Origin of the sequence: Massilia sp. UMI-21 (genome assembly GCA_015277795.1) — a bacterium.
Taxonomy (GTDB): Bacteria; Pseudomonadota; Gammaproteobacteria; order Burkholderiales; family Burkholderiaceae_D; genus Telluria.
Window position 1 is genome coordinate 1,770,259 of record CP063848.1, and the last position, 24,278, is coordinate 1,794,536.

A 24,278-nucleotide genomic window follows, 5' to 3' on the forward strand; every position below is an offset into this window, starting at 1 on the left:
CGAGAACGCGCGCCAGGGTGCGCTATGGATGAGCTGGTATATGCGCCGGCGCTGGAAGCGCAGGCGAAACCATTAGGCAAACGACAAGCACGATGAGCACAGCAATCTTCAGCCACCCCGACTGCCTGCGGCACGACATGGGCGACTGGCATCCCGAATCGCCCGCGCGGCTGCGGGCGATCGACGACCAGCTGATCCTGGCGCGCCTGGACGGCCTGTTCGAACAGCGCAGCGCGCCGCTGGCCGACCTCGAAGACGTCCTGCGCAACCACACCCCGGGCGCGGTGGCGCTGGTGCGCGACAACGTGCCGGCCGAGGGCGATTTTTATCCGCTCGACGGCGACACCATCCTCTGCCACTACAGCTACCAGGCGGCCTTGCGCGCGGCGGGCGCGGCGGTGGCGGCAACCGACGCCGTGATCGCGGGCGAGGTGGACAATGCCTTCTGCTCGGTGCGCCCGCCGGGGCACCATGCGCGGCCGGCCGAACCGATGGGATTCTGCTTCTTCAATAACGTCGCCATCGCCGCGCGCCACGCGATGGCGGTGCATGGCCTGGAGCGCGTGGCCATCGTCGACTTCGACGTCCACCATGGAAACGGCACCGCCGAGTCCTTCCGCAACGACCCGCGGGTGCTGATGGCGAGCCTGTTCCAGCATCCGTTCTATCCGTACTGCGACCCCGAGCCGATCACGGCCACCAGCGTCAACGTGCCGGTGCCGGCCCTGTGCGACGGCGAGGCGGTGCGCAAGCTGGTCACCGAACTGTGGCTGCCGGCGCTGCACGCCCACAAGCCGCAGATGATCTTCGTCTCGGCCGGCTTCGACGGCCACCGCGAGGACGACATGGGCGGCATCGGCCTGGTGGAAAGCGACTACGCCTGGATCACGCGCCAGGTGATGGCGGTGGCGAAGCAGCATGCGCGCGGGCGCATCGTCAGCTGCCTCGAAGGCGGGTACGCGCTGTCGGCGCTGGGACGCAGCGTGGTCGCCCATCTGAAGGCGCTCGCCGAACTCGAGTAGTCGTCGCGGCTGCGCGGCGCGCACGGCCAACTCGGCACGGAACGTCTTTCCCGGTCTGCCCATCTAAACCTTCGCGACTTCGCCACCCATGCGCGAAGCACTCGACAAGGAGAACAAGATGAGACCGATCCGTAGCTTCTGCGCGCTGTGCCTGCTGTTGGCGGCCACCCTTGCACCAAGCCTGGGGTCCGCCACCAACTATACGCTCTGGATCAACGGCCGCGCCGGCGGCGCCACCGGCGCCATCGGGAACTACCAGGACTTCAGCTACTGGGGACCGTCGACCACCCCGGCCGGCGTCAACAAGAAGGCCGTCAACTGGGACGGCCGCAGCAGCATCGCTTCCCAGAGCGGCAAGGTACGCGATGCGCTCGACTGCTTTTGCACGGGCGACAACTGGTGCTACGTCGTCACCTACAGCGCCGGCGACCTGATGATGGGCTACACACTGGCGAACTACGGCGGCTCGGCACGCCTGAAGAAGAACGCCAGCCCGAACGCCAGCGGAATATGCAGCAACAGCGGTGGCAACAGCGGCGGCAGTTCCCAGACCGGCTGGAACATCAAGTGGGTGCGCGCCGCCGCCGGCGCGGCGGGCGGATCCGAACTGTCCGACGCCGGTTCCTGGACCACCTCGGAGCCGCTGGTGCAGGATCTCAAGACCAGCACGGCACGCGCGATGTACAACCACAACGCCACGCGCAACATCTGGTTCTACATGTATGCAGGCGCCAGGGGCGCGTTCTATTCCAGCCTGCTGCCGGGCCAGGACGACGAAGTCGTCGCCTATCACAGCAGCGGCGGCGTGGCCGGCAGTTCCGGCCGCTCCCTGTGCAATCCGGGCGACTGGTTCTGCAACGACCTCACGCTCGGCACCGCCAATAACCAGGGCGGCAGCGCCAAGTGGAGCTATCACTCGGTGGAGTTCCGCGACGACGGCGAAGACTACGGCCACTACCTGAACGGCAACTGGGGCGGCGTGGTGGGCGTGGTGCGCAGTGCGGTGGAGAGTGGCGCGCGCTAGCGTTCCCGGCGCTTGCAAACACGGAGGCAATGCCGTCGGCATTGCCTTTGCTCGCGCGCATGTTCCCAGCGAATAATTCGCAATGCGACGCCCTCGCAACACGCGTAATCGTGCAAATTGACACGTCTGCATGTCAGGCGTACTGTCGAACTCAGCCGTAGTGCCGAGCATGCACCCGCGGCACAACTACCATAAAGGAGAAGACAGTGAGACAAGTCCGCATGCTGTGTGCGCTGTGCCTGATGTTGGTAACAAGCTGGGCGTCTGCAACGAACTACACCCTCTGGATCAACGGCCGCACCGGCGGCGGGGCGATCGGCAACTACAACGACTTCACCTACTGGGGGCCGTCGAGCACCGCCGCGGGCGTCAACAAGAAGTCCGTCAACTGGGACGGCCGCAGCAGCATCGCCTCGCAAAGCGGCAAGGTGCGCGACGCGCTCGACTGCTTCTGCACCGGCACCAACTGGTGCTACGTCGTCACCCACAGCGCCGGCGACCTGATGATGGGCTACACGATGGCCAACTATGGCGGCTCGGCGCGCCTGAAAAAGAACGCCAGCCCGAACACCAGCGGCGTCTGCGGCAACAGCGACGGCAGCTCCCAGACCGGCTGGAACATCAAGTGGGTGCGCGCGGCCTCCGGCGCGGGCGGCGGCTCCGAACTCTCGGATGCCGGCTCCTGGACCACCTCGGAACCCCTGGTCCAGGACCTGAAAACCAGCACCGCGCGCGCCATGTACAACCACAACACCACGCGCAACATCTGGTTCTACATGTACGCGGGCGCCAAGGGCACGGCCTACTCGGGCATCCTGCCGGGCCAGGACGACGAAGCGGTCGCCTACCACAGCACCGGCGGCGTGGCCGGCAGCACCGGCCGCTCCCTGTGCAATCCGAGCGACTGGTTCTGCAACGACCTCACGCTCGGCACCGCGGCCAACGAGGGCGGCAGCGCCAAGTGGAGCTACCATTCGGTGGTCTTCCGTGACGACAGCGAAGCCTACAACCACTACGCCAACGGTAATTGGGGCGGGATCGTGGGCGTCGTGCGCAGTGCCGTGGTGAACAGTGCCCTCTAGGCCCAACAAGCCACTGGTCGGGCTGGGCCTCGTCGCCCTGGCCGCCCTGGCGGCGCTCGCGCTTTGGCTCGGAGGCGGCGAGCCGGAAGCGGCGCCGCAGGCCGCGTCCGGCCCGCCGCCGTCCGGCCCGCGCTTCTTCGGACCGGCAGCCGCCGGCGGCGGCCTGCCGGTGACGGACGAGCGCGTCGAGCGGCGGCGCCAGCTGGTCGAGTACGTCCAGCTGACCGACCACACCTATTGCAGCTACCGCGAAGGCAGCAAGTATCCGCACGACTCGCGCCCGGCCGCGCAACATTCCGACCAGCTGCATCCGAACCAGCCCATCACCGAGATGAATCCGGCGCGGCTGGAGGGCGGCGGCAGCAACGCCAACGTGTTCCTGCAGACCTCGCAGTCGCAGGTGTATCTCGCCGCCGGCGAAGCCGCTGCGTTCTCGCTGCGCGCGGTGAACGCGCAGGGAGAGCCGGTGCCGCTGGTGATCACGCGCGCGGTGGCGCAGGGCATGACCTACGGGAGCAGCCGCCCGACGCCGCAGGTCGCCCTGTCCTTCGTCGACGATGGCGGCGGCGCCGACCCGGTGGCCAACGACAATGCCTTCGCCGGCGTCCTGGCCCCCGGGCAGACCGGCCTGGCGGGCTTTCACGGCACCATCCGTACCGAAGTGCGCTACACCGCGGGCGGAAGCAAGGGCTTCGCCCTGTTCGACGTGATCTACACGCCGGTGCTGCCGGCCAGCTGGACCGGCCAGGTGCGCGAAGCGGTCGAGAACGGCTCGCTCAGCTTCTACCTGGGCCTGGACGTGCGCCAGCCCGGCCGCTACGTCGTCACCGGGCGGATCGACGACGCCCGCGGCCAGCCCTTCGCCCTGGCCACGTTCAACGATGTGCTCGGGGCCGGCACGCGCGACGTGAAACTGACCGTGTTCGGCAAGCTGATGACGGACGGGCGGCCGGCGCTGCCGCTGACGCTGCGCGACGTCGACGGTTACCTGCTGCGCGAGAATGCGGACCCGGACCGCCTGCTGGTGCCGCGCCTGCAGGGGAGGGTGTTTGCCAGCCGCACGCAGAGCCTGAAGGGCGTGTCGGACGCGGAGTGGGACAGCGAGGAACGGGCGCGCTACCTGGCCGAATATGCGAAGGACCGCAATGCGGCGCGCGAGCAGCTGGCCGCCTTCGACCCGGGCCAGCCGCTGCCGCCGAGCGCCTGCACGCCGGCGCCGAAGTAGACGCGGCAGGTGCAGCAGGCGCAGCAGGCGCGCCGGCGGCCGGGCATCAGCCCGGCAGCAGCGGAAGACGTTCGACCAGGCAGGCGACGCCGACCATGGCGCACAGCATGCCGAAAGCGACCCAGCGGGCCAGCGCAGTCTTGGGTGGTGGGTGCATGGCGATTCTCCGGTACAGGCCCAGCGGGCGAAAAGCCCAGTGTGCGCCGATGCCCGGCGAATGCGTTGCAGGGGATCAACAGGCAGGGTATTGCGGCCGCTCTGTTTCTTCGCTAGCCGGCTGCCAGCGTAAAATAGCGGCCTGATTGAAGATTAAGAAAGCATACGATGTCGATACAATGGTTCCCGGGGCATATGAATGCGGCCAAGAAGGAAGCCGCCGAGCAGATGGAGAACACCGACCTGGTGATCGAAGTCCTCGACGCCCGCCTGCCCGAGGCGAGCTGCAACCCGCTGGTGGAGCAACTGCGCAAGTTCCGCCAGCGTCCCTGCCTGAAGATCCTGAACAAGACCGACCTGGCCGACCCGGTGGCCACCGCCGCCTGGAAGGCCTTCTACGAGGCGCAGGAGGGCGTGACCGCCTACCCGATGACGACCAAGAAGCCGGCCGACGTGGCACGCATCCCGGAGATCTGCCAGTCGCTGGCGCCGCACCGCGGCGTGCCGACCAAGCCCCTGCGCATCATGATCATGGGCATTCCGAACGTCGGCAAATCGACCCTGATGAACGCGCTGCTCAAGAAGCGCGTGGCCAAGGTCGGCGACGAGCCGGCCGTGACCAAGACCCAGCAGAAGCTCTACCTCGGCAAGCATATCGTGCTGGTCGACACCCCCGGCATGCTGTGGCCGAAGATCGCCATGGCCAGCGACGGCCTGATGCTGGCCGCCAGCCACGCGGTCGGCTCGAACGCGCTGATCGAAGAAGAGGTGGCCGAGTTCCTGGGCACGCTGCTGCTCGAGCGCTACCCGCAGCTGCTCACGGCGCGCTACGGCTTCAAGACCGAGGGCCTGGACGGCATCGCCGTGATCGAGCAGGTGGCCCAGCGCCGCGGCTTCCGCGTGCGCGGCGGCGAATTCGACTACGAAAAGGCGGCGCACGTGCTGCTGCACGACTACCGTACCGGCGCGCTCGGACGGATCAGTCTGGAGACGCCGGACACGCGCGCCGCGGCGCTGGCGCGCCATGCCGCCGAGATGGCGGAGAAGGCGCGCATCGCCGAAGAGAAGGCGGCACTGAAGGCCGAAGAGGCGGCGCGCGGCAAGCGCGGCACCTGAGGCGGTCGTCTCACGCAGCTGCGCATTCAGCTGCCCATTCGGCGCGACGCGCGCGCAGCTTGAACGCGTGGGCGGCATGGCCGCCCACCCTACGACGCCCCGAACCGGAAGCTGGAAACGGTCAGCGATCCGAAGAAGTCGTCCTCGTGATACACGCAGGCCGCCGGCTCCCGTTCGGCGGCGCCCAGCGCCACCATCAGCGGCAGCAGGTGCTCCTCGCGCGGATGGGCCGCACGCGCCATCGGCGCTTCCTCCCAGCGCAGCAGCGCCGCCGTGCGCCCGGCCGGCGCCAGCGCCATCGTTTGCTGCAGCCAGCCGTCGAAGGCTTGCGAGGCCGCCGCCCCGCCTGGGCCGAACTGGCGCAGGTTGTGGAAGGACAGGCCGCTGCCCAGGATCAGCACGCCCTCGTCGCGCAGCGGCGCCAGCGCGCGGCCGGCCTCGAGGTGGGCCTGCGGGTCGAGGTCGCGCCGCAGCGACAGCTGCACCACCGGCATCGCCGCCTCCGGGTACGCCGGGTACAGCATCGAGAACGTGCCATGGTCGAAGCCGCGCCCGGCATCCAGTCCGGCCGGGTGGCCGGCCGCGTCCAGCAATACCGCGACGCGCGTGGCCAGCGCCGGGTTGCCGGGCGCCGGGTAGCTGATCCGGTAGGTATGCGGGGGGAAGCCGCCGTAGTCGTAGATCATGCCGGGTGCGCTCCCCGACGAGACCATGAAGCCGGGCGTTTCCCAGTGACTGCTCACGACCAGCACCGAGCGTACCGCATCGCCGTGGGCCTGGCGGATGGCCGCCAGCGAGGCTGCGAGTTTGTCGTAGGCGCTGCCGACCTGGTCCTTCATCCAGGGCCAGGGACCGCCGCCGTGCGAGACGAAATAGGTAGGGAGGCGCATGGGTGCTCCGATGCTGTCGTCGACGCACCCATGGTAGCGGATCGCGCGGATCAGCGTGCGGCAGGGGCGCGCGCCAGCGCCATCAGCGCGAACAGGCGCGCGCAGCGCATCCAGGCCAGCGCCAGCACCGCCAGCTGGGTCAGCAGCAAGCCTGCCAGGAAACTGCCCGCCCCGAGGGCCGGGACGTTCAGCCGGGCCACGGCGAGCGCGCCGGCCAGGCCCAGCCCGAACACGCTGATGCCGCCATACACGCCGAACAGGGCGAGTGGACGGCGCGCGAGCAGTCCCAGCCCGGCGGCCCAGGCCAGCACCGCCGAGCTGCGGCGGCGGTCGAGCGCCAGTACGGCGCGCCCGGCGTCGAGCGTCGCATGGGCCAGCAGCAGGAGCAGGCCGGTGACCAGCGCGGCGGCCAGCGCCGCGTTGTCCGCCGTGGATGCGAGCACGGCATCGGGCTGCTCGGCGACCTTGCCCACCATCGCGCCCAGCATAGCCGCGGCGCCGAGCGGAACGATGGCCCACCCCAGCATGCGCAGCAGGCGCCCGTATTCGCGCACGCCGCCGGCCGCCAGCGCCGCGAAACCGAGCGGCGCCGGCGCGCGGGCGGCCGTGATGGCCGCGCCGGTCAGGAGCGGCGACAGCAGCAGCGTCATCGCCAGCGCCACGATGCCGCCGCCGGCCAGGGCCGAGGCATGCTGGCTGTGCAGGCTGATCACGTCCGTAATGGCGACCAGGTCGAGGCGCCGGGCCAGCGCCGGCGCACCCACGCTGCGGTCGAAGGCGGCGCCGAACATGCGCCAGAACGGCAGTGCGGCGACCAGGGACGGCAGCAGCAGTGCCAGCAGCCACAGCAGCATCAGGCGCCATTGCAGGGCCGGGCGCATCGCCTGCAGCAGGCCGGCGCGGCCTTGCACGGCGGCGGCGGCGGATGGCGCCTGCGGCGCGAACGGATCGGAAACGGTGGTCATGGTCGTCATACGGTGGCGATCAGCGACAGGATGAGTTGGAAGAAGGCCGCCAGGTCGCCCGTCCAGCGGGTCGAGGCGCTGCGGTCGGGCTCGATGCTGCGGCTGTCGTCGAGCTTGTTAACGTCGAGGTAGTGCTTGCGGCGCGGGTCCAGTTCGGCCGATACGGCGCGGGCCGGCTTGACCCAGCTGAAGCTGCGCCATTTTTCGTCGGCCGAGGCGGCGCGCCAGTCCACGCTTTCGCTGCTGCCGTCCGCGAAGTGCACCACCAGCGTCTGCGGTACGGCGGCGCCGTCGCGGCGCACGGTCACCCTGGTGCGCCAGGGGAAGGGCCCCAGGCCTTTTCCGGCATGCGGGTGGGCCTTGTCCCACGCGGCGCGGGTGGCGGCGATGCGCTTGTCCACCTCCGCTTGCGAGACTTCGATGCGCTTGCCGTCGACCAGGCGGGTGCCGGCCAGCGGCAGTTCTTCCTCGCTCGACAGCGTCGCAACTTTGTCGTCGACGCGCGCCGCCGCATAGACCTGTTGCGCGAACACCTGTTCGACGACGGCACGCTCGCCGCTGCCCTCGGCCAGCGCCTCGCGCAGGTCGGCGATGCTCGGGTGGCGGAACTTCCAGCGCCGGTAGTACTCGCGGAAGCCGCGCTCGATGGCCGCGCTGCCGATGCGTTCTTCCAGGTCGCGCATCACGAGCGCCGTGCGGGTGTACACCGGGCCGATGCCCTGCAGGCGCTGCCAGGCGTTCTGGCCCGGCGCGTCGAGCGGCCGCTCGCGCGGCGTGCCCATGCGCTGCACGTCGAAGGGCGCGAAGGCCGGATCGATGCCGATCCGCTTCAGGAAGCCCGGCGCCGGGTGGACCTGCTGGCGCCGCGCGCGCATCATCCGGCTTTCCCAATACGCGTTCAGGCCTTCGTCGAGCATCGGTTCCTCGAACTCGTTGCTGGCCAGGATGCCGTAGAAGTAGCCATGCCCGAACTCGTGGATCGTCACCGCGTCGAGTTCGTACTCCTGCAGCGATTTTTCCGGCACCGCGGCATGGCCGGAGGCGGTGATGAAGGTGGGGTATTCCATGCCGCCGGCTTCTTCCGCGTTGTAGGGCGGGATCACCACGGTGAGCGTGCGGTAGGGGTAGGGGCCGAGCGCGCGCGAGAAATAGGCCAGCGAATCCTTGGCCGCCTTCATGGCCGGCTTGGCGCTGGCCTCGTACTCGGGCGGATACAGCACCTGGACCGTCACGGTCGGGCTGCCCGGACCGGTCCAGGTTTCCACCAGCGGCGGCGCGCTGCGCTTGTCGGCGGTCCAGGCGAAGTCGTGGACGTCGTGCTGCACGTAGCGATGGGTGCGCATGCCGTTCTTCTCGACCGGCGCACCCTGCAGTTCGCCGGTGGCGCCGACGGTATAGTCCTTCGGGACCGTCAGGCGCACGTCGTAGCTGCCGAAATCGGCGTAGAACTCCGATTCCATATGAAATTCGTGCGCATTCCAGCGCGGCGCGGTGGCGCCGCGTTCGCCCGGCAGTTCGAGCACCGCGATCTTCGGGAACCACTGCGCCACCAGGTGGAAGCTGCCGACGTGGCCGGTGCGCGCGATCACGCGCGGCAACTGGGTGCTGAAGGCGATGTCGAGCGTGGTGCTGGCGCCCGGCGCCACCGGCGCCGGCAGGTCGAAGCGCGCCACCGTGTGGTCGGTGATTGGCCCGCGGTCGGGCTGGACGAAGCGCCAGGGCACCGCTGCGCCGCCCTGCTGCACGCTGCGCAGGGCGATGTGGCCCCAGTCGCCGTCGCCCGCGTCCACGCCGCTGCGGAAACCCTCGCCGCGCAGGCGCTGCTCGGTGAAGAAGCTGCTGCCCTGGCCCTCGAAGGCGTTCATGTAGAGATGGACGTAGACGCTGCGCACCGGCACCGCGCTGCGGTTGCGCCAGCTGAGCTGCTGGCGGCCGGTGACCAGGTGCTTGTCCGGGTCGAGGGTGGCGTCGATGCGGTAGCTCACCACCCGGTCGGACAGGGTGGCGTGCTCGCCGTTGCGAATGCCGCCCCAGGCATCAGGACTGCTGGGCACGGTCACGGCGGCGGCGTCGGGCGCGGCCAGGGCGATGCCGTCGGGTGAAGGCGGCATGGCCGGCGCCGGGGCGTCCGCCCGGGCCCACCACGCCGAGGCGGCGCCGGCGGCGAGCAGTGCGGCGCCAAGCAAGGCGCGCAAGCCTGGTCGGCTGATTGGTATCTGCATGCGGGACTCCCCTGGTCGATGTTGTTTTTGTATGAACACGACTATATCCGGAAGAGCGGCAAATTTCCACGCGTTTAGGATAGAAGCACGAATAATGGCGACGGAAGGCGGGGAAAGCTTGTCAGGTTATAATTCTTGCGTTCTGGTGCCCGCGCATGTGCTCCGCATGCGCAGTTAAACGGGAAACACGAGGCGAAGGCGCTACGCGCTGCTGCCGAGATGTGCTGCCCCCGCAACGGTCAACAAGCATCGCGCTCGTCCGAGCGCGATAGGCTGCTCCAAAAACCACTGTGCGTTCGCGCATAGGAAGGTGGGGCAGTCGGTCTTGTAAGCCCGGATACCGGCCAGACAGGTGGAAGCGCCTGCGTGCTCGATGCACGCCGGGGCTTTCGTTGAACTCCGGTGTGCGGGGACGCAGGCCGGTGCCATTACCGAGAACATCCAACATGAAATCTGCTGTCGTTCCACGCAGCGCGCCGGCCATCAAGCCGCTCGCGCTGGCCTGCGCGCTGTCGCTGTCGCTGTCCAGCTTCGCCCCACATGCGTTCGCGCAGGAAGGCTTTCCATCGATCGTCATCACCGGCGCGCGCTTCCCGGCCCAGGCCGCCAGCGCGCCGATCGGCGCCACCGTCATCACGCGCGATGACATCCGCCGTGCCGGCGCCACCGACGTCAATGCCGCGATCCGCAAGCTCGGCGGCGTCTACGGCCGCCAGAGCCTGGATGCCTCGCCCGACTTCGCGCTCGACCTGCGCGGCTTCGGTGCCAACAGCGCCCAGAACCTGGTGATCCTGGTCGACGGCGTGCGCCTCAACGAGAACGAGCTGGCCAATGCGGTCCTGTCGAGCATTCCGGTCGATATCGTCGAGCGCATCGAGATCGGGCGCGGCGGCAGCAGCGTCTTGTGGGGCGAAGGCGCAACCGGCGGCGTGATCAACATCATCACGCGCCGTGGCGTCCAGCAGGGCACCCACGGTTCGCTGTTCGCGGAAGCCGGGCGCTATGATGTGAGCAATGCGGATGCGCACGACCTGCGCGCCTCGGTCAGCCATGGCGCCGGCCCGCTGTCCTTCGATTTGGCGGTGGCCGACCGCGGCACCGACAACTACCGCGCCAACAGCGCGTTCAGGCAGAAGACCGCGAGCGGCGGCATCCAGTACCGCTACGGCGCCGGCCGCGCCGGGCTGCGCTTCGAGCGTTCGGAGCAGGACGCGCGCTTCCCGGGTTCGCTGACCGAGGAGCAGTTCCTGGCCAATCCGCGCCAGAGCGTCACGCCCGACGACTTCGGCACCCTCGACACCGACCGCATCAGCGCCTTCGCGGAACACCGCATCGGTGGCCTCGAACTGGCCGCCGAGCTGTCGCGCCGCGCGCGCGAGGTGACTGCCAACTACTTCTACCTGTTCAACGGCAGCAAGACCGCATCGCGCTCGCGTTACGACGCCAGCCAGACCCAGTTCTCGCCGCGCCTGCGCCACACCGGCGCCGATGGCGACAAGCGCAACGAACTGGTGGCCGGCATCGACCTGGTGCGCTGGGACCGCCAGACCGAATCCGATTTTTCGCTCGGCGACGCCGGGCAGGACTCGCAGGCCGTCTACCTGCGCAACGAGCTCGTGTGGAACGCCCCGCAGGCCGGGCTGCACAACGCGCGCCTGGCCATCGGCGGCCGCCACGAGCGCTTCACCAAGGAGTATTCGGACCCGCTGGCCTACCCGCCGGTCGCCGGCGAGCACCGCAGGCAGTCGATCAATGCCTGGACGCTGGAAGGCAGCGTCGACCCGATGCCGCAGCTGACGTTGTTCGCCAGGCTGGGACGCAGCTACCGGATCGCCAACGTGGACGAGAACAGCCTGCGCGCGGGCCCGGAAGTATTGGCGCCGCAGACCTCGCGCGACCTCGAGCTGGGCGTCACCGCAGGCAGTAGCGAGCGCCAGCTCAGCGCGCGCCTGTTCCGCCACCGCCTGCGCAACGAGATCTTCTACGACCCGACCATCGGCTGGGGCGCCAACACCAACCTCGACCCGACCCGCCGCCAGGGCATCGAATTCGAGGGCCGCTACGCCTTGCGCCAGGACCTGCGCCTGAGCGGCCAGTGGCAGCGCGTGGACGCCGAATTCACCGGCGGCTCGAACGCCGGCCGCGAGATGGTGCTGGTGCCGCAGAATGTCGTCACCGCGCGCCTGGCCTGGACTCCCACGGGCAGGCTCGGCGGCCACAGCGCCGACCTCGGCGCCCAGTGGGTCGACAGCCAGCGCTACGGCAGCGACTTCAGCAACGGCTGCGGCGCCCGCATTCCGTCCTACACCACGATCGACGCCCGCTACGCCTACCGCACGGGCGGCTGGGAAGCGGCGTTCAGCGCGCTGAACCTGGCCGACCGCCAGTACTACAGCAACGCCTTCGGCTGCCGCGCGGGCATCTACCCGAGCGACGGCCGCCAGCTGAAGCTGTCGCTGCGGTACGACTTCTGATGGCCGCGCTCCGACGCGCCCTTGGCGCCGCCTTTGCCGCCGCGGCCGCCGCGCTGGTGCTGGCCGCCGGCGCCCGGGCCGCGGTGACGGTGGTCGACGATGCCGGCCGCCGCGTCACGCTGCAGCAGCCGGCGCGCCGCGTCATCTCGATGGCGCCGCACGCCACCGAACTGCTGTTCGCGGCCGGCGGCGGCAAGCAGGTGGTCGGGGCGATGAACTACAGCGACTACCCGGAAGCGGCGAAGAAGCTGCCGCTGGTCGGCAGCAACAGCGTGATCGACATGGAGCGGGTGCTGGCCCTGAAGCCCGACCTGATCGTGGTCTGGCACTCCGGCAACACCGCGCGCCAGATCGCCCAGCTCGCGTCGCTCGGCGTGCCGGTCTTTCACAGCGAGCCGCGCACGCTTGGGCAAGTGGCCGACAACGTCGAGCGCCTTGGGCAACTGCTGGGCACGCAGCAGGCGGCCGCCGGCGTCGCCGCCGGCCTGCGCGCCAGGCTGGCGGCCCTGGGCGCGCGCTACGGCAAGCGTTCGCCGGTGACGGTGTTCTACCAGATCTGGGACCAGCCGCTGTACACCCTCAACGATGCGCAGATCGCCAGCGATGCGATCCGCGTGTGCGGCGGGCGCAACGTGTTCGGCGCGCTGAAGGTGGTGGCCCCGGAAGTCAGCATCGAGGCGGTGCTGGCGGCCGATCCGGAAGCCATCCTGGCGGGCCAGCGCACCGACCCGGCCAATCCGGGCGTGCGGCTGTGGGAACCGTACCGGAGCATGACGGCTGTGAAGCGGGGCAACTTGCTGAGCGTGGACGGGGAATTGCTCACGCGCCCGGGGCCGCGCGCAATCGAGGGGGCGGCAGCCTTGTGCGAAGCGCTGGAAGGGGTGCGGCAGCGCCGGCGCCACTGAGTATGAACTGAGGCTGGATCGACAAGCCCCGCGTATCACCCGCGTTAATTCCGTAAGCAAATGCAAAATTCCCTCCCTCATTGGGAGGGCAAGCCAAAAAAGTGGTAATCTCCCGGCGTTTGCTCAATCAATTGTGGAAGGAAACCTATGCGTTCTCTGCGTTTTGCCCTCATCGCCGCGACCATGGTCGCCAGCACCGCGTTCGCGTCCCCGGCCGACCCGAAGAACGGGGTCGACTACCAGACCCTGAGTGCGCCGCAGCCGGTGCAGGCGTCGGGCAAGAAGGTCGAGGTCATCGAATTCTTCGCGTATCACTGCCCGGCGTGTAACGCGCTCGAGCCGACCCTGAACGGATGGGTCAAGAAGCAGGGCGACAATATCGTCATGCGCCGCATCCACCTGCCGTTCCAGGGCCCGGCCGATCCGGAAGCGCACCTGTTCCTGACGCTGGAAGCAATGGGCAAGCTCGAGCAGTACCACCCGCGTGTCTTCCAGGCCGTGCATGTGCAGCGCCAGCGCCTGATGAAGGATGACCAGATCATCGAGTGGGCCGTCAAGAATGGCCTGGACAAGGCCAAGTTCATGGAAACCTGGAACTCGTTCGGCGTGACCACCAAGCTGCGCCGCCTGAGCCAGATCTCGAACAACTACAAGGTCACCGGTACCCCGACCATCATCATCGACGGCAAGTACGTGGTGTCGCCGGGCCAGGTGTCCGAAGCCAACAAGCTGCAAGGCATGGCCGAAACCATGCAGGCGACCACCCAGGTCATGGACGCACTCGTCAAGAAGGCGGCTGCCAGCAAATGAGCAATGACGTCGAACGCGAAGTCCTCAAGATGTACGACGGGTCCCGGCCCAACGAGGACGAGCTGTTTGAAACCAGCAATGTGAACCACATCGCGTGGTCGCTGGCGGTGCTCTTCGCGGGCATCGCCATCTGGCTCGCCATCGCCCTCGTCAATGCCGAGAACCAGCGCTACGCCCTGATGACCAACAAATGCCCCGACCCGCTCTTCAAGGGCGGCATCGACAAGGCCTGCCTCGTGACCGTGCATTCGCGCGAGCACTGGTGGGAGCACCTGTGGTACGGCATCACGCACGTGCGTGCGCGTCCCGAGCGCGGCGAACGCTGATCATTCCACGCGCCGACCTGGGGGCAAACTAAGGGGTCAGCGCTTTTCTTTCTTCCAGCGACAGCACCTGCACCGGTTTCACCGGCGCGTCGGTGTTAGGCTGGAAGAAGGGATTTTCCTTGTAGCCGCCGCCCAGGCGCGCCTTCACGATCATCATGCCGATCCTGCACACGGCCGAGGCGCTTGCCAGGCCGCTGGCGGAGACCGGCGCCTGTGCCGACCTGGTCGCGACCCGGCAGCGCACGGGCCCGAGTTCGCGTTCGAGCCCGGCGTCCGGCGCATCGAGGCAGGCCCGCACCAGACCCAGGTAGGAAGTGCGCGGATCGCGCGGCGTGTTGCCGATCGGGGTGCGGCAGCAGGCGGCGTACCAGCGGTAAATGCCCCGCGGGCCGAGCGACATGCAGGCCAGGTGCGCCAGGCCGGCCTCGACGCGCACCGCGGCGGGCAGGGTGGCGGCAACTTCGGTGCCGCCCGCGGCGTCGAGCACGCCGGCGCCGAGGAAACGGCCGTATGCCTGGCAGTCCTTGCAGTAGCAGACGACACGCGCGGCCACGCGCCGGCTGTCGACCTGGCCGCGCAGCTGGCCGCAGCGGCAACGTAAAGCGATGCTCATGCCTGGCCTCCATTCGTGCGTGAGATGTCGTCCCCGAAGTATGCCGTGTCCATTGTCTGCATGCCAGTGTCAGGCAGGGAGGCGGATGACGAAGCGCGCCCCGCCCAGCGGCGAGTCGTCCACGCCCAGGCTGCCGCCGTGCAGCGCCACTGCCTTGCGCGCGATCGACAGGCCGAGGCCGAAGCCGCCGGTGGCGCGGTCGCGGCTGCGGTCGAGGCGGTAGAAGGGTTCGAAGACCTTGTCGCGCTCGTCCGGCGGAATGCCGGGGCCGTCGTCCTCGACGGTGATCTCGACCTGCTCGCTGCTGCGCGTGGCCGACAGCAGGATGCGGCTGCCCGCGTACTTCTGGGCATTGCGCAGCAGGTTGCAGACGGCGCGCGCCAGCAGGCGCCGGTCGAGCGCCAGCTCGCCGAGGTCCGCGGCCAGCTGGCAGTCGAGCGCGTGCGGCGAAGGCGGCAGCATGTCGATGCATTCGCGCAGCAAGGGCGCGAGCTCGCCCGGCGCGGCCTGCAGTCCGCGTGCGCTGTCGAGCTTGCTCATGTCGAGCAATTCCTTGACCAGGGAATCGAGCTCGCGCAAGTCGCCCTCCATCGCCGCGATGCGCTTGCTCAGGTCCGGATCCTTGGCGCGCGCATCCAGCAGTTCCAGGCCGAATTCCAGCCGCGCGATCGGGGTGCGCAACTCGTGCGAGACCGAGTGCAGCAGGCTTTTCTGGGCTTCCAGCAAGTCTTCGATGCGATCGGCCATGTGGTTGATGCGCTCGGCCAGCGGATAGATGCTGGCCGACGGCTTCATCTGCGCGCGCGCGCCCAGCCTGCCGCTGCCGAACTCGTCCGCCAGGCGCGACAGCGCTTGCAGGCCCTGCCAGTGCGAGCGTGACCACAGTGCGATCGGCACCAGCAGCGCCACCGCGACGATCACGTAGCGCAGCGCTTCCATCTTGAGCGCCTGCCCGATGTCGATCGGCAGGTTCTGTGCGCGCAGCACTTCTTCGTGGCTGCCGATGTAGCGTTCTCCCTCCAGGTCGACGCGCCGGTAGAAGCTGCGGCCGGCCGGGTCGAGCACGATCTTGCCTCGGTCGAGCCGGGCGCGGTCGCCGGCGGGCAGGGCGCTGCGCGCATCGGCCAGCGGGATCAGGTCGTAGCGCACGTCGGACACGACCCGCACGTTGTTCAGGCGGCTGAGCCATTCGTCCGCCGGCGCCTGGTCGACGTATTGTTCCAGCAAGAAAATCTGGGCCGCGGCCTGGCTGCGTGCGATGTCCTCGAGCGGATCCCCGAACAGCCGACTGAATGCAAAATAGATCACGAAGGTCGCCGCCGTGATCGACAGCATGACCAGCACGAAGAAACGAAAGAATATCCGGTTCATGTGCCCGTCCTGCTCCACTGGCGGTTACGGGGTGCTGCCAAACACATAGTATCTCCTTGACAGCATTGTATAGGAGCAAAGAACTATATTGCTCGCTGATTGCGCGTTCATCGCTCGCTTCCGCAGTCTTACAAATTGATGACAATTCATCGACAGTTCGAGGGGGAATGGATGGACACGACTCCTTACCATGGGAAGCATCAGGTTAAGGATTATCTGGTTTTCCGTTTGCCCGCCTGATATGCGAGTGTCGGCGGGTTTTTTTATTCCTAAGGAAACGATCGGTGCGCCCCGGGCACCGGCTACGCGTGGAGAAGAAAAAGATGAGCTTGGTTGGACGCACTCTTGTCACCGCCGCGGTAGCCGGCCTGGTCCTGGCGGCCTGCGGTGGCGGTAACATCGACGGCAGCACCGTCACGAGCCGGCAGGCCGGCCAGGGCATCACCGTCGGCGAGCCCAATGGGGGCGTTCCGGTCGTTTCCGAGTACATCCAGATGGCCCAGGAGGCGTCGTGCGCCTCGACCCGCAACAAGCTGTATGTTGTCGACAGCAAGTACGTGCTGTGGGACCGCGCCGGCAACTGCGCCGACAACGCGTACGGCCAGGTCTTGATGGGCCCGACGCCGCAAGCCGTGCTGTGCTCGGCAGGCCAGACCATCGCCGGCCCACGCACCAGCTGCACCGACGCCACCCTGCGTCCGCTGTTCGACACCATGCTGGAGAACCTCGACAAGGCCGACCTCGGACTGGGCGCCGGTCACCAGGTCGAGCCGGTCGATTTCCTGCCCAAGTCGGGCAGCCCGATCGCCTACCAGACCATCGTGAGCGAGCGCTTTTCCAAGATCGCGACCCCGCGCGAGGTCGTGATCAAGGACGCCGCCGCCTGGACGGCCCTGTGGGCCGAACACGCCGGCTCGGAGGTGGCGCTGCCGAAGGTCGATTTCAGCCGGCAGATGGTGATCGGCGTGTTCCGCGGCGCCCAGCCCGACGGCTGCCGTACGACCGCGATCTCCGCGGTGGACTTCCGCGACGGCAAACTCAACGTGCTTTATGTCGATACCGTGCCGGGGCCCGGCATGGTCTGCAGCATGGCGGTCGTTCATCCGGCGGCCCTGGTGATCGTGAACCGCAGCGAGGCGCCGGTACACTTTATTCGTGAAGTGCGTACCCTGCAGTAACAATTCGTGAGAGTTCGTCTTGCTCGACGTAAAATATCGGATCGCCGAACTCTCGATTGTTGAATACATGAAAAAGCTTTTCGCCTTGGTCCTGGTCGTCTCGGGCAGCGCCGCAAGCGCACAGACGCCGACCACCAACCCGATGCCCGATGGCAGCCGCGATATGTATGCGGGGCTGGGCGTCGTGTCGGCACCGCGGTACGAGGGGGCGGACAGCAGGAAAACCAGGGCATTGCCGCTGCTTCAGGTCCAGTGGAGCAATGGTGTGTTCGTGTCGGGCATGAGTGCGGGGATGCACCTGTCGTCCAGCCCGACCGTCGAATATGGACCGCTGCTGTCGCTGCATCCGCGCCGCAGCGAATCGGGCTCCGGCGGCGAGCTCGGCGGCTTCGAGGGCGCGGGCATGCTGCCGATCGCCGTGCGCACCTTTGCCAGCGGCAATCCGCTGGCCGGCATGGGCGAGATCAAGGCGCGCCCGGAAGCGGGCGCCTTCTTCAACCATTACCTGTCGCCGGTATGGCGCCTGACCAGCAGCGTACAGGCCGGCGCCGGCAACGACCGCAAGGGCGTGCGCGCCGAACTGGGTATCCAGCGCCTGGCGATGCAGGTGGCCCCGCACCACACGGTGTCGGTATCGGCCGGCCTCGGCTTCGCCAACCGGGCTTACCAACAGAGCTACTTCGGCGTCACCGCCGCGCAGGCCGAGTCCAGCGGCAATCCCGCCTACCGTCCGGAAGGCGGCCTGAAAGACATGCACATCGGCGCGCGCTGGAACTGGGCGCTGTCGCCGTCCTGGATGCTGAGCTCGAGCGTGCAGGCGTCGCGCCTGGCGGGCGATGCGCGCCGCAGCCCGCTCGTCGAGCGGCCCAACAACCTGACGGTTTCGACCGCCTTCGCCTACCGCTTCTGATGATGCGACTCGCACACGCCACCGCATGCGTTTGTCTCCTGGGCACGGCCACCCTGGCCGCGGCACAGGCGCAGCCGCACGCGTCGGAGTGGGCCAGCTACCGCGATGCCTACCGGTCGGTGGTGGTGTTCGAAAAATACGGCGGCCCCAAGAGCCTGCTGCAAAACCACGTGCAACTGGTGCCGCGTGAGCCTGGCGCGCTGCGGGCCGCCCTGGACGATGCCCCGCGGATGGGCCTGCAACTGGTGCTGAGCGGCAAGACCGTGCAGACCAGCCTCGCGCTCGATCCGCTGGGGCGCGGTGTACTGCCGCTGGTAAAGGCGGCCTACGACGAGAACGCCGTACTGGCGCCGAGCCGCCGCATCGGTCCGTTCAGCCTGCGCTCGCGGGTGACGATCGCCGCCCAGGCCGACAATACCTATGACAGCGCCGAACTGCGCGCCGCCTGCGAACAGGCGCTCGGCTTTGCCCGCCACATCGATGCCACGGCGCGCTCGCGCCAGTGCGTGGGCGTGCGCATGGTGTTTCCGAAAAAGGGCGTGGAGACCTCGGTCAAGCTGCGCCGTGCCGAGGGCGAGCAGCCGCTGCCGGTGGCGCCGGGGCCGGCCTTCGGCGGCGACATGGACGCGGATTTTCCGTCCGCCACCTACCGTTTCGGTCCGGAGCGCGCCCAGGTGATTACGTTTAGCGCGCCGCTGGCGATCGTGCCGCTGTTCGAATAAAGCGGCCGCACACCCCGCAGGAAGTCTCAGTCCCAGGCGGAAGGCGAGAACAGGTAGCCTTCGCCCCACACCGTCTTGATCTTCTCCGAGTCGGCATCCTCGAACTTGCGGCGCAGCTTCGAGATGCAGTTGTCGATACTGCGGTCCAGGCCGTCGAACTCGATGCCGCGCATCTTCTTGAGCAGGGCGTCGCGCGAGAGCACGCGGCCGGCCGCCTCGGCCAGCACCAGCAGCAGCTTGTATTCGGTATTCGACAGCACGCAGGTTTCGCCGCGCCAGACCACGCTGCGGTCGCTGGTGACGATCCGCAGCGCGCCGAACTGCAGCACGCGCGCATCGAGGCCGCCCTTGGCCTGGGTGGTGCGCCGCATCAGGGCGCGCAGGCGCGCCAGCAGCACCCGCGGCTGCACCGGCTTGTTGACGAAATCGTCCGCGCCCTGTTCCAGGCCCGAGACTTCGTCGTAGGAGTCTTCGCGCGCGGTCAGGATCAGGATCGGCACTTCGGACATCTCGCGGATCTGGCGGCACACCACCATGCCGTCCAGGCCCGGCAGCATCAGGTCGAGCACCACGACGTCGGGCGACAGCGCCTTGAAGCGTTCCAGCGCCCCGTCGCCGCGGCTGACCAGGTCGACCGCGAATTCATAGCCAGACAGGTATTCGGTGACGAGTTCCGCCAAACGCGCATCGTCTTCCACCAGCATCACTCGGTACATTCTCGTATCTCCTTCGTCCGAGATTGTATAAGACTCAATGCTTGATGGCACAGCCCCTACAAAGGGGGGACATTTGCATACAGTTTGATGACAATGATGGGGCCAGGCGCCGCCATGGCGACGGTGACCGGACGCGGTCGGCAGCGGTCGGCAGGGGCACGCGCCCGGTGCCGACGCCACCTGGCCACCGGCCGCCGCCGGCGTCAAGTCGCGGTCAGCGCGTTGGCCGCACCCGCCACACGGTGTTCGACAGGTCGTCCGCAATGATCAGCGCACCGCGCGGATCGACGGTGACACCCACCGGCCGTCCACGGGTCTTGCCTTCGGCATCACGGAAGCCGGTGGCGAAGTCGATCGGCTTGCCGGACGGGACCCCGTTGCTGAAGGGCACGAAGATGACCTTGTAACCGACAGGATCGGCACGGTTCCAACTGCCGTGTTCGCCAATGAATGCGCCGTTCGCATAGGCTGCGCCCATCGCCGGCACGGAAAAGTCCAGGCCGAGCGCGGCGACGTGCGAACCCAGGCTGTAGTCGGGCTTGATGGCGGCGGCGACCTTTTCAGGATTCTGCGGCTTGACGCGGGGATCGACGTTCTGTCCCCAGTAACTGTAGGGCCAGCCATAGAAACCACCTTCGCGCACCGAGGTCAGGTAATCCGGCACCAGGTCCGGCCCCAGCTCGTCACGCTCGTTGGCGACCGCCCACAACTGCTTGGTGTCGGGCTGGAAGGCCAGGGCGGTCGGATTGCGCACGCCGGTGGCATACGGCTTGTATGCGCCGGTCTCGGCATCGACCTGCCAGATCATGGCGCGGTCGACTTCGGCGTCCATGCCGCGCTCGGTGATATTGCTGTTCGAGCCGATCCCGACATACAGGAAGCGCCCGTCCGGGCTGATCGCGAGCGACTTGGTCCAGTGGTGGTTGATTTCGGAAGGCAGTTTCGTGACGCTGACCGGCGGGCCGCCGGCCTTGGTCTGGCCGTCCTGGTAGTCGAAGCGGACCAGCTCGTCCTGGTTGGCGACATACAGCTTGTTATTGGCATACGCCAGCCCGTAAGGGGCGTTGAGCTTGTCGGCGAACACCGTTGCGAGCTCATAGCGGCCGTCGCCGTCGGCGTCGCGCAGCAGGGTCAGTCGATTGCCGCCCTTGACCTGGGTGTTCCCCTTGGCCTTGATATAGCCGGCAATGATGTCTTTGGGTTTCAGCTTGGGTGCATTGCCGCCGCGTCCTTCCGCCACCAGGATATCGCCATTCGGAAGAACCAGCGTCTGGCGCGGGATTTTCAGGCCGGTGGCGATGGCCTCGATCGTGAAGCCCTCGGGTACGACCGGCTTCTGCTGGCCCCATTCGGCCGGTTCGGCAATTTTCATGTTCGGCAGCAAGCCGCGCTGCGGCGCCGGCAATTTCGGGTCCGGTCCGCGTGCCTGGATGCTTTCGCCCTTCTCGGAGCACGCGTTCAACAGCAGCGTCATGCCCAATAATGTCACGATGCGCAATGGCGTCATTGTGTGTCTCCCGAATGTGGGTTGAAACGCAGCCAGGCCGCGATGCAGATCAGGATCGCGACGACCACCGAGAGGATCAGACTGGCGGGCATGGCGGCCCAGGCATCCTTCGCGTGTTCGAAGGCATTGACCAGCCCAAGCACCCAGGTCACCAGCAGCAGCACGAAGTACGCCAGGGTGCGGCCCGCCTTGCGCTCGGCGCGGACCAGGCTCACCAGCGCGAACACGAGCGCCAAACCCGAGAACAGCAGACCGCCGGCAACCAGCCATGACGCGAAGATGGTCCACTGGATGTGGTAGGTGTTGTAGTAGGCAAAGTCGCTCAGCAGGGCGCCGAGAAACAGGGAAACGCTGCCGCCGAGCAGGATCGCATGGACCGGACCTGGCGGGCTGCGATAGATGGCGTGAGCCGTCGTAACGGAAGACATGGTGAGTCCTTGATGATGAAATGACAAGTCACATCATACGGACTAGTTCAAATTCCTGGCGCATGCTTGCGCCCATGGCGGGATGCGTGGCCCATCATGCAAGTGGCCCGCACTGGGCGGGCCACTTGTCGTGCTCGTCAAGACGCTTGAGGAGAACGGCTTACGCCATGTTCTGGTTCACGAAGTCCCAGTTCGCCACGTTCCAGAACGCGTCCAGGAACTTGGCGCGGGCGTTGCGGTAGTCGATGTAGTAGGCGTGTTCCCAGACGTCGGCGGTCAGGAGCGGCTTGTCCGTGGTGGTCAGCGGGGTGCCGGCGTTCGAGGTGTTGACGATGTCGACGCTGCCGTCGGTCTTTTGCACCAGCCAGGTCCAGCCCGAGCCGAAGTTGCCCAGGGCCGACTTGTTGAACTCTTCCTTGAACTTGTCGAACGAGCCCCACTTGGCGTTGATGGCGTCAAGCGCCTTGCCGCTCGGTGCGCCGGCGCCGTTCGGGGTCATGCAGTTCCAGAAGAAGGTATGGTTCCAGACCTGGGCCGAGTTGTTGAACACACCGCCCGAGGACTTCTTGATGATCTCTTCCAGGGACATGTTTTCGTACTCGGTCCCCTTGATCATGTTGTTCAGGTTGGTGACATAGGTCTGGTGGTGCTTGCCGTAGTGGTATTCCAGGGTCTCGGCCGAGATGTGCGGCTGCAGGGCGTCTTTGGCGTAAGGCAGCGGCGGCAGGGTATGTTCCATGTTTTATTCCTTGTGCGTTGGTTGGACAGGTTTTGTTCCAGAGCGGCGTTATTCTAAACCGGATGACCGGATGTTGCATGCTTGGCCAGTCGTACTCACTCGGGTGCTGCTCCCGGCACGGCTTGTACGCTCGACACCACGATCTCGGCGCTGCCGCCGGCCAGTCGGACCTTCAGCTTGTTGCGCGCCTTGACCTGCGCCGGGTCGCGCAGCACCTCGCCCCTGGCATTGCGTACGATCGCGTAGCCGCGCTCGAGCGTGCGTTGCGGGTTCAGCAGCTCGAGCTGGGCCGCCAGCGCATGCAGGGCATCGCGCCGCTGTTTGATACTGTTGCACAGACTGGTATTCAGGTAGCGCCCGTCAGCCAGCAGCTGGGCGCGCAGGGCCCGCATGTCGGGCCGGTGGCGCATCCAGCGCTGCTGCAGCTGGGCCAGCACCAGGTTCTGGCGGTTGACCGGGGTGCGCACCGCATGGGTCAGCGCGGCCGCCATCGACAGCAGTTTCACGCGCTGGTGGCGAATCTGGGCCGAGGGGTTCAGCAGGCGGCGGCCGAGCCCGTCCAGTCCCTGGCTGGCTTCCGACAGCGTGCGGCGCATGGCGCGGCGCAGGTCCTGGGCGTCGCCCGACAGCGAGGCCAGCCAGTCGGTACGCGGCGTGGCCGCCAGTTCGGCGGCGGCGGTCGGGGTGGCGGCGCGCACGTCGGCGGCGAAGTCGGCGATGGTGACGTCGGTCTCGTGGCCCACGCCCGAGATCACCGGGATCTGGCAGGCGTCGATGGCGCGCGCCACGCATTCTTCGTTAAAACTCCACAGGTCTTCGATCGAGCCGCCGCCGCGGCACACCAGCAGCACGTCGGCTTCCCCGCGGCGCGATGCCGTCATGATGGCTTCGGCGATCTTGTCGGCGGCGAACTGGCCCTGCACCGGGGCCGGGTACAGGATCACGTGCACGTGCGGCGCGCGTCGGCGCAGCGCGGTCAGCACGTCGCGCAGGGCGGCCGCCTGCGGGCTGGTGACGATGCCGACGGTGCGCGGGAACAGCGGCAGCGGGCGCTTGCGTTCGGCATCGAACAGGCCCTGGCCCGACAGCTTTTCCTTGAGCCTCAGGAAGGCTTCGTAGAGCTGGCCCACGCCGGCGCGGCGGATGGTCTCGACATTGATCTGGTAGTCGCCGCGCGCCCCGTACAGGGTGACCAGGGCGCGCACCTCGACCTTGTCGCCTTCGCGCGGATGGAAGCCGGCGTATTGGGCGCGGCTGCGGAACATGACCGCGCGCACCTGGGCGGCATCGTCCTTCAGCGTGAAGTACCAGTGGCCGGAACTGGCGCGCGTGAAGTTCGAGATTTCGCCGCCGATCCAGACCAGCGGAAAACTTCGTTCGAGCAGGCGCGCCACCTGCTGGTTCAGGGCGCTCACGCTCAGGACGGGCGGGGCGGTGTAGGCGGGGTCGGCATCGCGGGGGGATTCCATGGGGCGGCTCGGTAGACGGCAAAAGGGATGCTTATGTCATATCCTGGCGAAAACGACAAGGGCTGTCTGCAGGCGTGCGCGGCCGGCGCGATGCTTGCAGCATTTCACCCTAAGTTGCCGTTTTTCAATGCATTCTATTGAAACCGTTTTAAATCAAGGGCTTGCGAAGCGATCTTCATGTTTCGACATGGGCTTATCCACAAAATCTGTGGGCAACTCATCCATAAGACCTGCGGCTGCACAATTTACGTGCTGCTGGGCCGCATCCCTTACACATCAATGACTTATCCCGGATATGCCGGGCTTGTTCGCGTTGTTGTCCACAAAATATGTGCATAGGGTGCGCATGGCGCGCGCCGCCCGCATGCGGCATGCATGGGCGGCAAGCGGGGTGCCCGCCTGCCCAAA

The 24,278-nt window shown here is 67.5% G+C and carries 22 protein-coding genes and 1 riboswitch; of the genes, 12 read left to right on the forward strand and 10 right to left on the reverse strand.

What is annotated here, in order from left to right; genetic code table 11:
* Positions 1-92 precede the first annotated feature (92 nt).
* The 5 genes from IM543_07900 (at position 93) to ylqF (ending at position 5,625) form a co-directional block, all read left to right on the forward strand.
* Positions 93-1,022, forward strand: a complete 930-nt coding sequence (locus IM543_07900; protein ID QOY95748.1) for a histone deacetylase family protein — start codon at positions 93-95, stop codon at positions 1,020-1,022.
* A gap of 118 nt (positions 1,023-1,140) precedes the next feature.
* Positions 1,141-2,046, forward strand: a complete 906-nt coding sequence (locus IM543_07905; GenBank protein ID QOY95749.1) for a hypothetical protein — start codon at positions 1,141-1,143, stop codon at positions 2,044-2,046.
* Positions 2,047-2,267: 221 nt separating this feature from the next.
* On the forward strand, positions 2,268-3,128 hold the full coding sequence (locus IM543_07910; protein ID QOY96577.1) for a hypothetical protein: 861 nt from the start codon (positions 2,268-2,270) through the stop codon (positions 3,126-3,128).
* A complete protein-coding gene (locus IM543_07915; protein QOY95750.1) occupies positions 3,118-4,353 on the forward strand; it encodes a hypothetical protein in 1,236 nt (411 codons plus the stop codon). The genes IM543_07910 and IM543_07915 overlap by 11 nt, the downstream gene beginning before the upstream one ends.
* 324 nt (positions 4,354-4,677) lie before the next feature.
* Positions 4,678-5,625, forward strand: coding sequence for a ribosome biogenesis GTPase YlqF (ylqF, locus tag IM543_07920; protein ID QOY95751.1), 948 nt, complete (start codon positions 4,678-4,680; stop codon positions 5,623-5,625).
* An 89-nt stretch (positions 5,626-5,714) separates the two neighbouring features.
* Here the strand turns inward: ylqF and IM543_07925 are convergent, their stop codons facing one another.
* Genes IM543_07925 through IM543_07935 form a run of 3 tightly spaced genes read right to left on the reverse strand, consistent with a single transcriptional unit; the run spans position 5,715 to position 9,702 of the window.
* Positions 5,715-6,515, reverse strand: a complete 801-nt coding sequence (locus tag IM543_07925; protein QOY95752.1) for a dioxygenase — start codon at positions 6,513-6,515, stop codon at positions 5,715-5,717.
* A 50-nt stretch (positions 6,516-6,565) separates the two neighbouring features.
* Positions 6,566-7,480 carry a hypothetical protein gene (locus IM543_07930; protein QOY95753.1) on the reverse strand — a complete coding sequence of 305 codons (915 nt, stop codon included), beginning with the start codon at positions 7,478-7,480 and terminating at the stop codon, positions 6,566-6,568.
* Between the two features lie 5 nt (positions 7,481-7,485).
* Complete coding sequence (locus tag IM543_07935) at positions 7,486-9,702, reverse strand: M1 family metallopeptidase (GenBank protein ID QOY95754.1); 2,217 nt, start codon at positions 9,700-9,702, stop codon at positions 7,486-7,488.
* A 126-nt stretch (positions 9,703-9,828) separates the two neighbouring features.
* A riboswitch (cobalamin riboswitch) is annotated at positions 9,829-10,066 on the forward strand.
* A gap of 82 nt (positions 10,067-10,148) precedes the next feature.
* Between IM543_07935 and IM543_07940 the strand changes: the two genes are divergently transcribed.
* The 4 genes from IM543_07940 to IM543_07955 all read left to right on the forward strand — a co-directional run bounded on the left by IM543_07940 (position 10,149) and on the right by IM543_07955 (position 14,217).
* Positions 10,149-12,176 carry a TonB-dependent receptor gene (locus IM543_07940; protein QOY95755.1) on the forward strand — a complete coding sequence of 676 codons (2,028 nt, stop codon included), beginning with the start codon at positions 10,149-10,151 and terminating at the stop codon, positions 12,174-12,176.
* On the forward strand, positions 12,176-13,081 hold the full coding sequence (locus IM543_07945; GenBank protein QOY95756.1) for a cobalamin-binding protein: 906 nt from the start codon (positions 12,176-12,178) through the stop codon (positions 13,079-13,081). Before IM543_07940 ends, IM543_07945 begins: the two co-directional genes overlap by 1 nt.
* Before the next feature lie 147 nt (positions 13,082-13,228).
* Positions 13,229-13,891 carry a thiol:disulfide interchange protein DsbA/DsbL gene (locus IM543_07950; protein ID QOY95757.1) on the forward strand — a complete coding sequence of 221 codons (663 nt, stop codon included), beginning with the start codon at positions 13,229-13,231 and terminating at the stop codon, positions 13,889-13,891.
* Positions 13,888-14,217 carry a hypothetical protein gene (locus IM543_07955; GenBank protein QOY95758.1) on the forward strand — a complete coding sequence of 110 codons (330 nt, stop codon included), beginning with the start codon at positions 13,888-13,890 and terminating at the stop codon, positions 14,215-14,217. Before IM543_07950 ends, IM543_07955 begins: the two co-directional genes overlap by 4 nt.
* 28 nt (positions 14,218-14,245) lie before the next feature.
* Here IM543_07955 and IM543_07960 read toward each other — a convergent pair whose 3' ends face one another.
* Both IM543_07960 and IM543_07965 read right to left on the reverse strand, forming a co-directional pair.
* Positions 14,246-14,830 (reverse strand): hypothetical protein, encoded by a 585-nt coding sequence (locus tag IM543_07960; GenBank protein ID QOY95759.1) that lies wholly within the window; start codon positions 14,828-14,830, stop codon positions 14,246-14,248.
* 69 nt (positions 14,831-14,899) lie between these two features.
* Entirely contained in the window at positions 14,900-16,201 is a 1,302-nt protein-coding gene (locus IM543_07965) for a two-component sensor histidine kinase (GenBank protein QOY95760.1), read from the reverse strand.
* Positions 16,202-16,524: 323 nt separating this feature from the next.
* Between IM543_07965 and IM543_07970 the strand changes: the two genes are divergently transcribed.
* The 3 genes from IM543_07970 (at position 16,525) to IM543_07980 (ending at position 19,011) form a co-directional block, all read left to right on the forward strand.
* Positions 16,525-17,379, forward strand: a complete 855-nt coding sequence (locus IM543_07970; protein ID QOY95761.1) for a hypothetical protein — start codon at positions 16,525-16,527, stop codon at positions 17,377-17,379.
* Positions 17,380-17,446: 67 nt separating this feature from the next.
* On the forward strand, positions 17,447-18,289 hold the full coding sequence (locus IM543_07975; protein QOY95762.1) for a MipA/OmpV family protein: 843 nt from the start codon (positions 17,447-17,449) through the stop codon (positions 18,287-18,289).
* A complete protein-coding gene (locus tag IM543_07980; protein ID QOY95763.1) occupies positions 18,289-19,011 on the forward strand; it encodes a hypothetical protein in 723 nt (240 codons plus the stop codon). Before IM543_07975 ends, IM543_07980 begins: the two co-directional genes overlap by 1 nt.
* A 26-nt stretch (positions 19,012-19,037) precedes the next feature.
* Here the strand turns inward: IM543_07980 and IM543_07985 are convergent, their stop codons facing one another.
* The 5 genes from IM543_07985 to IM543_08005 form a co-directional block, all read right to left on the reverse strand.
* The gene (locus IM543_07985) at positions 19,038-19,727 is read right to left on the reverse strand and encodes a response regulator transcription factor (GenBank protein ID QOY95764.1); all 690 of its coding nucleotides are present in this window, start codon (positions 19,725-19,727) and stop codon (positions 19,038-19,040) included.
* A 214-nt stretch (positions 19,728-19,941) separates the two neighbouring features.
* On the reverse strand, positions 19,942-21,234 hold the full coding sequence (locus IM543_07990) for a sorbosone dehydrogenase family protein (GenBank protein ID QOY95765.1): 1,293 nt from the start codon (positions 21,232-21,234) through the stop codon (positions 19,942-19,944).
* Positions 21,231-21,662 (reverse strand): hypothetical protein, encoded by a 432-nt coding sequence (locus tag IM543_07995; protein QOY95766.1) that lies wholly within the window; start codon positions 21,660-21,662, stop codon positions 21,231-21,233. The genes IM543_07990 and IM543_07995 overlap by 4 nt, the downstream gene beginning before the upstream one ends.
* Positions 21,663-21,822: 160 nt before the next feature.
* Complete coding sequence (locus IM543_08000) at positions 21,823-22,401, reverse strand: superoxide dismutase [Fe] (GenBank protein QOY95767.1); 579 nt, start codon at positions 22,399-22,401, stop codon at positions 21,823-21,825.
* A 95-nt stretch (positions 22,402-22,496) separates the two neighbouring features.
* On the reverse strand, positions 22,497-23,870 hold the full coding sequence (locus IM543_08005; GenBank protein ID QOY95768.1) for an exodeoxyribonuclease VII large subunit: 1,374 nt from the start codon (positions 23,868-23,870) through the stop codon (positions 22,497-22,499).
* Positions 23,871-24,278: the final 408 nt, after the last annotated feature.